A 15,131-nucleotide genomic window follows, 5' to 3' on the forward strand; every position below is an offset into this window, starting at 1 on the left:
GCGGAGGTTGATAGCAACTTTCAGAAAAATTAATCAATTTATAAGCTTTGCTTATTCAAATAAAAACAAAAATGAGTTTACAAACATTAATCATGGACGAGATTAAAACCGCCATGAGAGCAAAAGATACAGTAGCTTTAGAAGCTTTAAGAGCTATTAAATCAGAAATGTTATTAGCTGCAACAGCTTCTGGCTCTAAAGAAGAATTGACAGAAGACGAAGAAGTAAAATTACTTCAAAGACTAGTTAAAACACGTAAAGAAAGCGCAAGGATTTTTACAGAACAAAACCGCCCTGATTTGGCTGAGCCAGAATTAGCTCAGGTTGCGGTAATTGAGAAATTCTTACCAGCTCAATTAAGTGAAGAAGAAGTAGAAGCTGTAATTGCAAAAATTATTGCTGAAACAGGAGCTTCCGGAATTGCTTCAATGGGTAAAGTAATGGGATTGGCATCTGCTCAATTGGGTGGAACTGCTGAAGGAAAAACCATTTCTGCAATTGTGAAGAAACTTTTGGTTTAAATTCCAATAAAAAAAATCCAAATTCCAAAATTGGAAAACCCAAAATAGAAATTCCAAATTTAAATTGGAATTTGGAATTTAAAAATTGAATTTTAAATATATTGACCGCGTAGTTCAACTGGATAGAATATCAGATTTCGGCTCTGAGGGTTGGGGGTTCGAACCCCTCCGCGGTCACAGTAAACAGGCAAAATACATAAGTAATGTATTTTGCCTGTTTTTTTTTGAGTATTGATCTCCACGTTTTTATGACAACTAAATTATAATACGATTTTTATTGTTGTTTGTCTTTCTTCCTAAAATCCTTTTGACACTATTCAATTAAATTTTATATCCGACTTTATAAGGTGTTAAGTAGGCTTTTTTTTGCAGATCCCTGCCTATTAATATATATGGTTTTTATTAATTTTTTTAAACAATTCTTCATAGTGTAAGAAATGTCCTTATTTGTAAACTTAAAAACTTTTTAAGGCAATAATAAATCAAAATGGCTTTAACCTTTGGAAAATTAAATTCTGTTAGTCTCTAAGTCCGGCAGATTTTTTTATTAAATATCTAAAACTACTGTAAAATAAGGCGATTACAACTCGTTCTTGTTTTTTTTAGTAGACGGTTAAATTAATTTTTTATGCGGATTTAGGATTAAATGTCTAAGGAAATGGATGGAATTTTTTTAGAAAAATTGATATTGGACTTTAATTTTTTTTGAAAAGTGAATAATTAAATGGATAAAAATGAACAAAAATGGCTTAAAAAAAGAAAAAAGATGAATTAGAAAATTAGCAAAAATGAATGAAAATTAAAAACAAAAATGAATAGAAATAAAATAAAAATGAACAAAAATTTACTTATTGTATTAGCCCTTCTTTTATTTAGTGTAGGGTATGGACAAAGTCTTAAAACCTGGACCGGTGCCACGAGTACTGCATGGAATGTAGATACAAACTGGAGTCCTGAAGGAAGGCCGACTGCTACTGACAATGTATTAATAACAAATGCATCCAATCAACCTGTAATATCTGTTGCGGGAGCTGCTTGTGCAATTCTTGAGTTGTCAAATTCAACTCCAGGCAGTATTGTTGTTCTAACAGTAAGTGCGGGGTCTTTTTCTCCTGCATCGATAATTATGAATAGTGGCGGGGGGGATACCAGCGATTGTAGTTTAACTATTAATACTGGAAAAGTAACTGTAACGGGAAATGTTACAATGAATGGTACTGCTCTTCAAAATGATGTGACTTTTTCCGGAGATGGAAATTTGCTGATTGGAGGAGTAATGACAGGAGGAATATTAAATGCAGGTACTTTAACAAGTGGGAAAGGAACTGTATCTTATAATGGTACAGGAACGCGAGCTATAGGTGCCTATACTTATAATAATTTAACAATTTCTGGTAGTGGCATCAGAACAATTACTCCTTCAGTAATTGTAAACGGTATTCTTGCCATGGCAGGTACGGCGACAGCTTCTGCTGCACCAACTTATGGTGCTAATGCTTCTTTACAATACAATAGCGCATCATCCCTGACAGCCGGACCGGAATGGGTTAGTCCATTTATTGCAAACGGAGGGGTTCAAATTTCTTCTGTTACAGGTTCAAGCATAGTAACTTTAAGTAATAATGGTGTAGAAAAAAGATTTAATGATGGGGTATCGCTTGTAATAGATGAGGGTGCTTCATTAGTAGCTACTAACACAGATTTGTATTTTGGCGGTGATTTTATAAACAATAACGGATCGTTGACAACAGATGGGTTTGTTTACTTAACAGGTGCTGTTAGTCAAACTATAGATGGTTTTACAGCAACAAAAGGAGTTGTTATGAATAAAACTGCTGGTGTAGCGACTTTTACAAAAAATTTAAATACTGGGAAATTAATAATTGATGGTGCAGGAACACTTAATCTTGGAGCTGGTTTGACTCATAGTTTTACTGATTGGGTTAGAACACAAGGAACATTAAATGCTAATTCAAGTCTTTTAAAATTTTCAGGAAATGTAAGTGGCGCTGGAAGTAATTTTACAGCGGGAACAAGTACGGTAGAATTTAATGGAGGTGCACAAAATTTAGGAACGGGATCAATAATTTATAATAATCTTACATTATCAGGAGCTGGAACTAAAACTTTTGGTGCAAAAACTACAATAAATGAAACTTTCTCTATCGTGAGCGGAGTAGTTGCAGATCTTACTGCTAATTTAGTGCATACTGCCAAAAGTATAAAATTGGGTGTTACAACCGGATCTGGTGGATCATGGGGAAGCTCTCTTTCAAACGCAGTTAATAAAAATAATACTTTCTTTACTTCTAATAATGGAATTGTTAATGTTGGACCAACAATTGTAGTAAGTACCGATAGCTTATCTGGGTTAACTACAACTTATGGTACGCCATCAAGTTCAAATAGTTTTGACCTATCTGGTCTTGCTATGCTTGAAGGAATTTTAGTTACTCCTCCTTCAGGATTTGAAGTGAGTACAGATGGAGTTACTTTTAGCAATACAATTACTATTGGAGCTGCAGGCGCTATTGCATCTACAAAAGTGTATGTTCGATTAAAAGGAACAATTGACGCAAAAGATTATTCTGGAAATCTAGTGTTAACCAGTAATGGTACAACCACTATAAATATACCAATAGCTACAAGTACTGTAAACAAAGCACCACTGACTATCACAGCAGTTAAAAAAGATAGACAATATGGTGTTGCGAATCCAGTTTTAACAGTAACTTATGATAAGTTTGTAAATGGAGATACTGAAGCGAAATTAACTACATTACCTACAATTGTAACTACTGCAGTTATAGGAAGTGCAGTTGGAAATTATCCAATTACAGTTAGTGGAGCAGTTTCTTCAAACTATGACATTACTTATGTAGCAAATATATTAGATATTACTCCTGCAGCGTTAACTATTACTGCAGTTGATAACACTAAAGTTTATGGATCAGATAATCCTGTTTTAACAGCAACTTATGTTGGTTTTGTAAATGGAGACACTGAAGCAAAATTAACAACATTACCTACAATTGCAACTACAGCGGTTAAAGGAAGTGCAGTTGGAAATTATCCAATCACAGTAAGTGGTGCAGTTTCATCAAACTACACTATTACTTATGGAGCAAATGCAGTATTGGCTATTACTCCTGCAGCGTTAACTATTACTGCAATTGATAACAGTAAAGTTTACGGATCAGACAATCCAGTATTAACAGCAAGTTATGCTGGGTTTGTAAATGGAGATACTCAGGTTAGTTTAACAACATTACCTACAATTACAACTACAGCAGTTAAAACAAGTGCAGTAGGTACTTATCCAATTGCTGCTAGTGGAGCAGTTTCATCAAATTATGCTATTAGCTACGTTTCTGGAACTTTAACAGTGATTGCTTCTAGCAATGCAGGTTTGGGAGATTTAACTATCAGTGAAGGTGCTTTAAGCCCTGCTTTTTCAGAAGGAACCAAAGACTATACAGCTACAGTACCTAATGATATTAAAGAAATCACAGTTACCCCAACTACAGCCGATGCTGCAGCAACGGTAACAGTAAATGGAAAAGAAGTACCAAGCGGAACTGCTTCTGAAAATATTCCTTTGGAAGTAGGTGAAAATACAATTACTACAGTAGTAACAGCGCAAGATGGAACTACTCAAACTTATACAATAATCGTTACAAGAGAGCCTTCTAGTGATGCAGGTTTAGGAGATTTAACTATCAGTGAAGGTACATTGAGCCCAACTTTTGCAGAAGGGACTAAAGACTATACAGCTACAGTACCTAATGATGTTAAAAATATTACAGTTACACCAACTACTGCGGATGCTACAGCAACTGTAACAGTAAATGGAGTAGAGGTGCCAAGTGGAACTGCTTCGGGAAATATTCCTTTAGAAGTAGGTAAAAATGAAATCACTACGATAATAACAGCTCAGGATGGAACTACTAATACTTATGTAATAGTTGTTACAAGAGAAGCTTCTAATGATGCAGGTTTGACAGATTTAGTTGTAAGTGAAGGTACTTTAAGCCCAACTTTTGCAGAAGGAACTAAAGATTATACAGCTACAGTACCTAATGATGTTACAGGGATTACAGTTACACCAACTATTGCAGATGCTACAGCAACAGTAACAGTAAATGGAGTAGAAGTACCAAGCGGAAAAGCTTCTGGAGAAATTCCTTTGCAAGTAGGTGAAAATACGATTACTACAGTAGTAACTGCAGAGGATGGGACTACTAATACTTATGTAATAGTTGTTACAAGAGAAGAAGCAGCTTCTAAGCCATCTGATAATGCAGGTTTATCTGACATTGTTGTAAGTGAAGGTACTTTAAGTCCAGAATTTAATACAGATACAAAAAATTACACAGTAGATGTGCCAAATGAGACTAATTCAATTATAATCACTCCTACACCAATCGATCCAAATGCAACTGTTGAGATAATAGTTGATGGAAAAACAGTTACTGATAATACGGCTCCAATTGATCTAAAAACAGGAGAGAATGTAGTTACAATAGTTGTTACAGCTCCAGATGGTACACAAGAAACATATACTATTATTGTAAACAGAGAAGATGCAGTACCAGTTATCCCTTCAAATATTATTACTCCAAACGGAGATGGTAAAAATGATGTTTGGGTAGTTCCAGGTCTGAATGTATATCCTAACAATTCAGTTAAAGTTTTTGACAGAGCAGCAAGATTAGTGTATTCTAAAAATAACTATAACAGTGATTGGGATGGTACTTATAAAGGATCTCCACTTACTGAGGATACTTATTACTATCTAATTGATCTAGGGAATGGTTCACCTAAACTTAAAGGGTTCATTTCAATTATTAGAGACTAATAATTAAGAAGGAAAGAAATAAAACAATGAAAATTAAAAAAATGAGAGTAATCTATATAAAGGTAATGATGTTCCTGATTCTATTAGGAGCAAATACCGCAAATGCGCAGTTAACAGAATACGAGTCCATGTATTTTCAAAATCAATACTTAAATAACCCTGCTATGGCAGGGTTAGAAGAAGGTATGAAATTTAACATAGGCTACCAAAGACAATGGGATGAAGTTCCCGGGAATCCAATATTAATGAATGCCACTTTCGAATATAATGGAGGCAACAGAACAGGGTTAGGATTAAATGTAAGTAGTGACAGAGCTGGACTAATCAATAGAACAAGAATAATGGGAACTTATGCCTATCATTTACCAATAGGAGTTGACCAAAAATTAAATTTCGGATTATCTGCAGGTGCAAAATTTGCTTCTATTGATTACAATAAAGTTGTAGGGGATAGGGACGACGCTTTATTACAGAATTATAATGAAGGTGCTGCTTTTGATGGAGATCTGGGTATTGCGTATACTAGTAGACTATTGACAATCCAGGCAGCATTGCCAAACCTTAATGCTTTAATGTATGATAATAATGATGGTGTGAAAAAATATGTAGATCGTTCTATTTTTTATTCATCAGTGAGTTATAAAATATTACTGTCAAATGAAGATGAAAACTTAAATGTTGAACCATTGATCGCTTATAGAGGGGTTAAAGGACACAAAGATATTTTAGATGCAGGGGCAAGATTTAACTTTCCGGATTATAAGATGAATGTATCAGCATTTTACCATACTAATAAAACTGTTTCTACAGCTTTTGGTATTTCGCTTAACGATTTGGGTGTTTTTCTGGCTTATTCTAAATATTTTGGAAGTCTTGGTGCTTATGCAAACAATACTTTTGAAGTTGGACTTAACTATAAATTGTAATATAAGAGTTTATCATAATTAAAATAGGTTCTTTATTGAGTAAAGAATGTGATTCTAATCAGTAAAAAAAAGCCAGTGATTTATTTTCACTGGCTTTTTCATTTTAACATGATAATATTCTAAATGGTCATCAATTTATTTTGTATTCTCTAAAAAAGCATGAATATAATTTGCTACAAGATCTACATGTTGATGTTGTGGTGCATGTCCTGTCTGTGGAAGAACGATTAATTGCGCTGTTGGTAATTGTTTGGTTAACGGATACCAATTTTCGACGGCAAAACTAATATCATGATCTCCGGAAATAATTAAAATTGGAATTTTAGTGGTTTTAAGTTTTCCTTTGAAATTATCTTTATCTTCTGTTAAACCAGCACTGCCTTTAAAATAAAGTTGAAAAACTTCCATAGTAGAAGGGATTTTAGAAACATCAATTCTTTTTGCAATTCTGTCGTGTGATGCTTTGGCTTCTGCTTTGCTTTCTTCAGAAGAAGGTTCGAAAAACAATACAATTTCATCATCAAAATCATTAACTGGTTTTAAAGCTGAATCCAGAAATGCCTGCTCCAGCGGAACAACTCTTTCACCCGGAGGCCCGGTCCCTAATAATACGGTTTGTGAAATAAGATCTGAAAATTGCAATGTTGCAACCTGAGTTACTAATCCACCATAAGACCAGCCCATTATAATTGTTTTTTTTATTTTTAGAAAATCGGCAAGATCTTTTACATCTTTTGCAACATCTTTTAAGTCAGTTGGTAAAGTTCCTGTTGAGTAGCCAATACCAGTGTAATCAAAAGTAATTACCTTGTAGTTTTCGGCAAGCTTGTCTAAAAACAGCGGATCCCAGGTATCTAGTGTTCCTCTAAAGCGATTTACTAAAATAATGGGAGTTCCTTTTCCTATAGTACGGTAAGCGATTTTTCTGCCTGAAACATCAGCAAATTCTGTTTTAGAATTTAAAGCAGTTATTTTTTGTGCATTCATAATAGATAAATTTGTTATGAGCAATAAAACAAATGGAATTGTAAATGTTTTCATTGTTTTGAATTTTGGTTAATGATAAATTCAGATAAACAATTTTAATGTCCTAGTGAAAAATATTTATGAACCAATAGTTTTAGGGATATTGAATGAATTTTACATTCGTATGTTTTGTTTTATATCGCTATAACTAATATGTTTTAGCGATATTTCGAAAATTAGATTTCGATTGTACTGCCTATTTTTGGTAAGAAAAGATGGAGATTTACATTTTTAAAACTTTCTTCAGCTTTTTTATGATCCATAATAATGAACCCAAAAGTATCATAATGAACGCCCAATATTTTAGTAACGCCAACTAATTTTGATGCTTCAATTGCTTCTTCAATTCCCATTGTAAGGCCATCTCCAATTGGGAAAACAGCAAAGTCAAGTTTGGTAAATTTCGGAATCAGTTGCATGTCCAGAGTTAGGGCCGTATCACCGCTATAATAAAAATTTCCATCAATGGTAGTTAACACAAAACCACAGGCAATTCCGCCATAACTTCCATCCATAAAACTACTTGGATGCTGTGCAATAACACATTTTACGGATCCAAAATCAAAATCAAACTTTCCACCCGGATTAATTGGGTGCGCATTTTCGATTCCGTTTTTTAAGATCCAGTTATAGATTTCGAAATTGCCAAGAACTTTAGCTCCTGTATTTTTTGCAATACGTTCTACATCTAAAATATGATCATAATGGGCATGTGAAATAAAAATATAGTCAGCTTTGATTTTGTCAATATTAATATCTTTAGCTAAATCGTTGCCGGTAATAAAAGGGTCAAATAAGATGTTTTTTCCATTGGCATAAACTGAAAAACAAGAATGTCCGTAATAAGTTATCTTCATAATAAATAGATTTTATAAATTGATAATTATCTAAAATAGTTAACTTTTTTATCCAAAAAATGTACCACCTAAAACGGGCGTTGAAGTAAACTATTTATTCCTCAAAAACTTTTTCAGTATTGACAGGATTATTTTCCTGATATAATTTTTTACCAATCATGCCTTTGTCGCCAAGAGCGCGACCTTTTATCAGCCAGGCAATCCCGAAAGCAAAAAGAGCAAGTGCCTCTAAAACTAATGTTGAATAAGTGAAAAATTTCAAACTTTCGGAAACAGGTACCATAATTATAAAAACAAGTATGGAATATCCGCAAAACCTATAAATATTATTTTCGTTAAGAATACTTTTTGGATCTCTGGTTTCATTTTTCTGACCAATTGTAAAAACATTAATAGACAATAAAGCCATGATTAAAAACAACAAAGCCGCAAAGCCATAATGAAACCAGCCAAGCCATTTTTTCGGATATGGAATTATTGTGTAAATTTTAATTGCAAAATCATCCGGATTCATTGGTATCAATGCTACGCCAATCGCCATGATTCCCGCAATATTAGTCAATAAATTATCATTTTTCCAGATTGAAGCATTGCTTGTGCCTTTGTAGCAAATTAAAAATAAACCTACAGCACACAAGGTTCCCGTGAAAACTTCTCTTAGATTGGTGAAATAATAATGACTTATTGAAGGTTGAAGTTGTGTTTTGAAAAAAGAAATAAAAGACAAACCAACCAAAAGTATTGGCATGCTAATTCCTAAATAACCAATTGCCCGCCTGATTCTTCTATAAGTGAAAATATCGTCACGTTCAATTTCTATTTCCTTAGGATCTATTTTCATTTTATTATGAGTTGATTAAAGGAAACATAAAGTTGAGCTCTTAGTTTGAGGGAGAATACAATAAATCTGATTGTGGTAATTCTATTTTACCCTCAAATTTTTTCGATTGCGAATAGATGGTAATTCCTAAAAGTCTCCATTCTAAAGTTCCATAAACAGAATAAACGTATTGATTTTCTCCATTAGATTTATTTAAAATAATACTAATTGGGTACCAGTTTGTACCACTTATAAATCCTTCTCTGGAAGATTGTGCATTAAGCAGTTCCTTAGCTGTATAATTTACAGAAAGAGTCATTTTTGAAGTTAGATTATCATCAATAACTATTCTTTCATTTCGGCCATTATAGCTATTAGCGACTTTAGCGGTTTTATTATTTAAATCAAATTGTTTGAATTCTGAATTGTTGTCTTTTGGTTTAGAAGTAAAAGATAATAAACCCAAAGCAAAAATAACACAAGCAAAAAGACCCAATTTTTCACGAATAAATTTCAATGCCTGAAAACATATAACAATAAATGCGATAAAGATTGCTATATTTAAGATACCCCAAATTAATTGTGTCATAATAGCTGTTTGTTACTTCTATAAATATATTAATCAGATTATTAATAATTTACAGAATTGGTTGTTTGAAAATGGTAATTTTTTACAAAACGAAAATACAAATTAAACCTGAAAAAACTAAATATTTAGAAGATTTATCTCATAATATCTGTATCAACCGGAATATAACCAAGATGCCTGCTTAGAGATAAAATTTGACCCTTATGATGGTATTCGTGTGTAATAACATGACTAAAAAATTTTAAAGGCGATGCTGAATTTTTATTGCCTTGTATTTTGTAGACTATCTCTCGATCAGAAAGATCCATTTCCAGAATAAATTCTTCCATGAAAAGATCTACAGAATCAAAAAGTAAAATAACATCCTGTATTGTTAAGTTGTCTTCATATTCAGCATATTTTAGGTTCTTTTTCAATGCAAGATTCGCAATCCAATATTCGTATGTGTTGGCAATATGAACGAGTAAGTTTCTCATGCTTCCGCCACGGCCAAATGATGTATTTTGATTAATGAAATCTTCTGGACTAATAGTTTTACAGTATTCAAAAAGTACATTTCTTGAACCTTTTACATATTCATATTGTTCTTTGACGTATGTAGAATATTGTTCTGACAAAATATAAGCTTTTAATTTTACTTAATTTAAAAACGTTATTATCGCTTGGTCGTTGTTGGCAGCTTCTGCATATATTTGTTGCAAAAGTTTAAAGTTTTCATCTAAATAATCAAAAGAATCCTCATCCCATATTGGATATACATCTAACTCGTTCATTGTTTTGGAGTTATATTTGTTTTTTAAATCTTCAGTTGTAATTTTTGAGATTTGTTCGCTTAGGTCTTTAACCTGATCAGAAGTTAAATAATGTCCGGGACCATAACCTAAATCCTGTTCTTCATCAATAAGCTGACCACTAAATAAAACCTGTACCAGTGGATGATCTGCATTTTGAATGTTTTGCCCTGTTAGTAAAAAAATAATACCATCCAAGCTTTGTCAACATCGTTTAAATTTTGATCTTCGGTTGCATTTTCATCGTAAATTCTTTCCTCCAAAAGCGAACTATCTTGTAAATAAGTTTCAAGTTCAGTAGTAGTTACGCGAAGTAAATTAGCGATCATTCCCATATCGTATTATATTTTATTATTTAGTTTATTTTTTTAATTTTTCATGGATTGTTCTGTTAATGAATTATCAAACTCAGGAGCAATCTTTATAGGGAAATCACTAAATTCAATTGCATTTAAATCGTTATTCAAACTTTCTAAAGTTTCAATCATAAACGTATCTAAATCGGTAGGAATTTCCATTTTATTTTTCTGAAATTGATTAATAAGGATAGTAAGATATTCTGTCATTGTTTTTTGTCCGTTTGCATCTAAAAACATTTCTTGTGACCAAAAATCAAGAGTAACCATTTTAATTTTTCCATAAGAATCATTATCCGCAAGAAAAATTTGTTTATCATTTAACCAGTCCCATTTCTTACTTCTTGAAAAATATAAATCTTTTTTTGAATAGTTTTTAATGATGCTGAAATTGGGGATTTCATTTTGTTTTCTGAAAAAATTGAACATAAAGATGTCTTATTTCTTAGAAAACAAATTCTCTACAACCCAGGCCGGACCAATCATTAGAAACTGAAGGTCTTTTAAAAAAGAAGGTTTTTTGCCTTCAATATTATGACCGTAAAATTGCCCAATCCACGCGATTACAAACACGCCAATAGAAAACAGCCATAAAGGTAAAAGCTGACCGATGTAATAATTCACAACCAGACAAAGAGCAGAGAAAATAGCAATTTTAATAGCCATTGCAACTGATAATCGGATATAAAAAACAAGAACAAAAAGTAACACAACAACGGCCCAATTTTCGATAATCGGTGCATTCAGTTTAAGAGTATTGGCAATAAAAGTACTCGGAATACTCATTAATAGTCCTACAATCGAAAAGTAAATTGCCGGAACGCAAACATAGTGTATTGCTTTGTTTTTTGGGTTTTGATGACTTACGGCATATTCGTCAAACCATTGGTCTAATGTTCTCATTTTTTTGGTTTAGATAGTAAACAAATCTATTAAAAATTTTCTGACTTTGAATAAAATCAAAAAACATAGAACCTTACAGCTTAAAATGTTTTTTCACGCAGATTCTGTAGATTTGAGCAGATTAAATTTAAATATCTGCTTAAATCTTTTTAAAATCTGCGTGAAACAAATTAATTTTTAACCGCAAAGCCCGCAAAGATTTACGCAAAAGTTCGCAAAGCTTTGTATTGATTTATCTTTGCGGTTAAAAAAAACATCGTGGTTAAAAAATACCGTGATGTTAAAATATATTAAGATTATCTGTTACCAATATTAATTTTTTAAATCGGCTTCTGTCAAAATCTATTCTGCTGGCCTGAACGGCAATAGGAAAATAAATTCCCATATTCGAAGTCATTTTTAATTTGCTTTGGTTGCTTATTGTAAAATCCAGTTTACCTTCTGCAACTGCATTTAGGCTGGCAATTAAACCCGCATCTAATGTAAAATCAGTCTCAATATCGACCACCAGATTTTTAGCAAAAACAGTTCCCGTAATGAGGAGAAGATAATTGCGATTGGCATTTTTTAAAAGAGAAGGATTTGGATGTTGGAAATCAGCAGAAAATAAATATTCTTCGAGATTGCCCAATGCATATTCTTTGGTAACAGAGTTTTCGTAACTGATGGTTACGGTTTTTCCGGATTTTATTTTGGCAGAAATTTCAAAAGTACCAAGTCCTAATGTTTTTAGAATTTCTTCTAAAAGTGTGATTCCTATATTAAAACCATAATCGTCTTTTTTTGTATAATCAACGCTCAACGCCGGATTTTCGATTTCTATTAATTCAATATCGCTTTTAAAAGCGTGACTGATATTTGCATAGTAAAGCTGAGCTTCATCAAAAGGTTTTTTCAACCATAATTGTAGTGGTTTATGACTTCTTAAAGGTCCTTCGATTAAGTCATAACCCTGATCGCCTAAAAATTTGGTAAGTTTCATGGTATTGTTTTTTTAAGTTATACAAATAGTTTGGGGTATTAGTATTATTAGTTTTTAGTGTAGTATACTTACAAATTTATTAAATATTTATTGGTTTATTTTAAGCTTTATTGCATTTGGTATAATTTATAACAATTTATTTAACACATAGAAACATAGGTTTTATGTAAAAAAAAAACAATTTTACAAAACAGAACACATTTCTTTCGTATAGTGCTGCTGTATGTATTTTTAATAAGGTAAAACACCTTTTTTTAGATTTTAAATCTATGTTTCTATGTGTTTAAATTAATTTGCCTAAGGGTTGGCTTTTTATTTCAAATTGTGAATATCTATTTTGAAAATTAAGATTTTTTATTTCCTTTAAAATCTATCTTTGGCATCCTTAAAAAAATGAAAAATGAGCGCAACTTGGTACGAATGCAAAGTAAAATATAGAAAAACAGATGACATCGGAACACAAAAGGTTACTACAGAACCCTATTTGGTAGATGCGATATCTTATACAGAAGCCGAAAGCAGAATTAATGAAGAAATGAAGGCTTATGTAAGTGAAGAATTTAAAATCACCAATATTAAAGTGGCAAATTATGCCGAGATTCATCCTTTTGAAAATGCTGATCGCTGGTTTAAATCGAAGGTTACTTTAATGGCTTATGATGAAGAAAGTGGTAAAGAACGCAAAACAAATATGTATTTGTTAGTTCAGGCCAATGATGTAAAAGAAGCCTATGACAATACGATTGCAGCCATGAAAAATACAATGGGCGATTACACCATTCCGGCAATTTCAGAATCACCAATTATGGATGTTTTTCCATATTTTAGTGGTGAAGAAGGAGACTTAGAACAATTGGAAAGATTTAATGCCCTAAAAGCTTCTAAACCAGAAATTGTAGCTGTAGGTGATACAGGCGAAAATATAGAAGATCTTGTAGAAGCAGATAGCGAATAATCTACTTTAGTATTATATAAAAAGAGAGCTTTAAGTTCTCTTTTTTGTTTTTATAAGATATTGATAATAAGATTTAGTAGTTATATCTTTTATGCGGTAAATCTTTGTCAAAGTTTAAAACTTTGACAAAGATGTCCAACGTTCTATGTTTTATGTTGACAAAATAAAAAAATCCGTTTAAATCCGCGTTTTTGCAAAGCAAATCCGTGTCATCCGCGTTCCACAACAAAGATTAGAAATAAGAATAAACAAAAGTCTACAAAATCTTATTTTTGATTATAATCAAAAACATTATCCCACAATTCATCAATTTGGATCAAAGCTTTCTCTAAAGGAAGAGCTTCCCATTTTCCATTTGTTTCTACACCAAGACCGATGTTTTTTAGTTTCAGTAAGGCATCTGTTACATCAAAATCAATTTCTGTTTTTAGTTTTGTTTTAAACCAGAATTCAATTTGATTATCTAGTTCCTGAGCCGTTAACGGATTTTCGCTTTTATGTAAAAAAGCATATGCCAAAATAGTTTCTTTAAGCACTTCTTCTTCAGAAGAATTTAGTAAAGAATAAAAAGCACCACTATTATTTCCAAGATTTTTAAAATACAAACTATCCGAAAGCATTTTAGAATATCGGATCTTCTTGTTTATAAAGTTGTTGTATTGGCGAAAGCAATAAGCAGCTAAAATTCCCAGTGCAATCAAACCTTGATTTAATGATGTTTTGCTGTTTAGTAAATCGATTGTTTCGCCGGTTTCATAAGCGGTATACATATTAATCAACGCCGGAATTACCTGGGCACTTAATAACGAAATTCCACCAAAAACTCCCGGTACCCAAAGCAGCATTTTATCTTTCAGGGACATTCGTGGAATTGCATTTGGAAAAATGGTTTCCAAATCATTTTTAGGAACACGTTTAAAGATTTTTAAACCAATAGATCCGGGATCAATAGGCATTCTACCTAGTTTGACTTTGTTTTCTTTCAGATAATCGGCTTCGTTATAATTGAGGTAAATCATAACACGATCGAAATATTCGATCTCAATTTCTTTCTTCCAGAAGATATATTTTTTGACTTTTTCTTTTGCTTTGTGACTACCGCGAACGTACAATTCATAATCTTTAAAAGCATTGAAATCTATCGAAAGATTCAGCCCAATTAAATCAGAATCGTTAAAAGCTTCGTCTAAAGTTTCATGAGCAATTTTGGTATAATTGCCACGTTCTAAAACCTGACGAAGTGTTTCTTTGAAAATTCCAAAATCACTTTTGCCAATAAAACTTTCACGTTCTTTCAAACTCAAATCCGGATCAAATAAAGCGTAGTTCTGCTTTAAATTTCGGTTCAGGTTAAAAGATTCATAATGATAATAATGTTCGATAATATCGAATAACTTTTTAAAATCATCAATCTTTTTTTTGTTTTCGGCGAAAGTGGCTATTTGCTGCTCGAGTAAGAATTCCTTGTTAAAGGGAATATAATGTTCTCGTGTCATGTTTGTAGGTTCTTAGGGACTAAGGCCCAAAGATACAAAGGTTTTTTTTAA

General features: G+C 32.3%; 13 protein-coding genes, 1 tRNA gene and 1 pseudogene. 5 read left to right on the forward strand and 10 right to left on the reverse strand.

What is annotated here, in order from left to right:
* Window positions 1-71: 71 nt before the first annotated feature.
* From BUE22_RS17655 to BUE22_RS17670, 4 genes are all read left to right on the forward strand, one after another.
* Window positions 72-521 carry a GatB/YqeY domain-containing protein gene (locus BUE22_RS17655; RefSeq protein WP_042563802.1) on the forward strand — a complete coding sequence of 150 codons (450 nt, stop codon included), beginning with the start codon at window positions 72-74 and terminating at the stop codon, window positions 519-521.
* A 103-nt stretch (window positions 522-624) separates the two neighbouring features.
* Window positions 625-698, forward strand: a tRNA-Arg gene (locus tag BUE22_RS17660).
* A 655-nt stretch (window positions 699-1,353) separates the two neighbouring features.
* On the forward strand, window positions 1,354-5,379 hold the full coding sequence (locus tag BUE22_RS17665) for a cadherin-like beta sandwich domain-containing protein (protein ID WP_159438485.1): 4,026 nt from the start codon (window positions 1,354-1,356) through the stop codon (window positions 5,377-5,379).
* Between the two features lie 41 nt (window positions 5,380-5,420).
* Window positions 5,421-6,305, forward strand: coding sequence for a PorP/SprF family type IX secretion system membrane protein (locus BUE22_RS17670; protein WP_159438486.1), 885 nt, complete (start codon window positions 5,421-5,423; stop codon window positions 6,303-6,305).
* A 135-nt stretch (window positions 6,306-6,440) separates the two neighbouring features.
* Here BUE22_RS17670 and BUE22_RS17675 read toward each other — a convergent pair whose 3' ends face one another.
* The 9 genes and pseudogenes from BUE22_RS17675 to BUE22_RS17715 form a co-directional block, all read right to left on the reverse strand.
* Window positions 6,441-7,346 carry an alpha/beta fold hydrolase gene (locus tag BUE22_RS17675; RefSeq protein ID WP_243396791.1) on the reverse strand — a complete coding sequence of 302 codons (906 nt, stop codon included), beginning with the start codon at window positions 7,344-7,346 and terminating at the stop codon, window positions 6,441-6,443.
* Window positions 7,347-7,507: 161 nt separating this feature from the next.
* A complete protein-coding gene (locus BUE22_RS17680) occupies window positions 7,508-8,188 on the reverse strand; it encodes a metal-dependent hydrolase (RefSeq protein WP_073397094.1) in 681 nt (226 codons plus the stop codon).
* Window positions 8,189-8,282: 94 nt separating this feature from the next.
* Complete coding sequence (locus BUE22_RS17685) at window positions 8,283-9,029, reverse strand: hypothetical protein (protein WP_073397096.1); 747 nt, start codon at window positions 9,027-9,029, stop codon at window positions 8,283-8,285.
* Between the two features lie 40 nt (window positions 9,030-9,069).
* Window positions 9,070-9,597, reverse strand: coding sequence for a hypothetical protein (locus BUE22_RS17690; RefSeq protein WP_073397098.1), 528 nt, complete (start codon window positions 9,595-9,597; stop codon window positions 9,070-9,072).
* Window positions 9,598-9,731: 134 nt separating this feature from the next.
* Entirely contained in the window at window positions 9,732-10,214 is a 483-nt protein-coding gene (locus BUE22_RS17695; protein ID WP_073397099.1) for a DinB family protein, read from the reverse strand.
* A gap of 21 nt (window positions 10,215-10,235) precedes the next feature.
* Window positions 10,236-10,723 (reverse strand): annotated as a pseudogene (locus BUE22_RS17700) (YfbM family protein).
* 33 nt (window positions 10,724-10,756) lie between these two features.
* Window positions 10,757-11,173, reverse strand: a complete 417-nt coding sequence (locus BUE22_RS17705; protein ID WP_073397101.1) for a hypothetical protein — start codon at window positions 11,171-11,173, stop codon at window positions 10,757-10,759.
* 9 nt (window positions 11,174-11,182) lie between these two features.
* Window positions 11,183-11,647, reverse strand: coding sequence for an Mpo1 family 2-hydroxy fatty acid dioxygenase (locus BUE22_RS17710; RefSeq protein WP_073397103.1), 465 nt, complete (start codon window positions 11,645-11,647; stop codon window positions 11,183-11,185).
* A 280-nt stretch (window positions 11,648-11,927) separates the two neighbouring features.
* Complete coding sequence (locus tag BUE22_RS17715) at window positions 11,928-12,629, reverse strand: gasdermin (protein ID WP_073397105.1); 702 nt, start codon at window positions 12,627-12,629, stop codon at window positions 11,928-11,930.
* 400 nt (window positions 12,630-13,029) lie between these two features.
* Between BUE22_RS17715 and BUE22_RS17720 the strand changes: the two genes are divergently transcribed.
* Window positions 13,030-13,584 (forward strand): DUF4494 domain-containing protein, encoded by a 555-nt coding sequence (locus BUE22_RS17720; protein WP_073397107.1) that lies wholly within the window; start codon window positions 13,030-13,032, stop codon window positions 13,582-13,584.
* 266 nt (window positions 13,585-13,850) lie between these two features.
* On the opposite strand, the gene BUE22_RS17725 is transcribed toward BUE22_RS17720, so the two are convergent.
* Window positions 13,851-15,080, reverse strand: coding sequence for a TMEM143 family protein (locus tag BUE22_RS17725; protein ID WP_073397109.1), 1,230 nt, complete (start codon window positions 15,078-15,080; stop codon window positions 13,851-13,853).
* Window positions 15,081-15,131 lie beyond the last annotated feature (51 nt).

Source organism: Flavobacterium pectinovorum (assembly GCF_900142715.1).
In the GTDB taxonomy this organism is placed as follows: Bacteria; Bacteroidota; Bacteroidia; order Flavobacteriales; family Flavobacteriaceae; genus Flavobacterium; species Flavobacterium pectinovorum.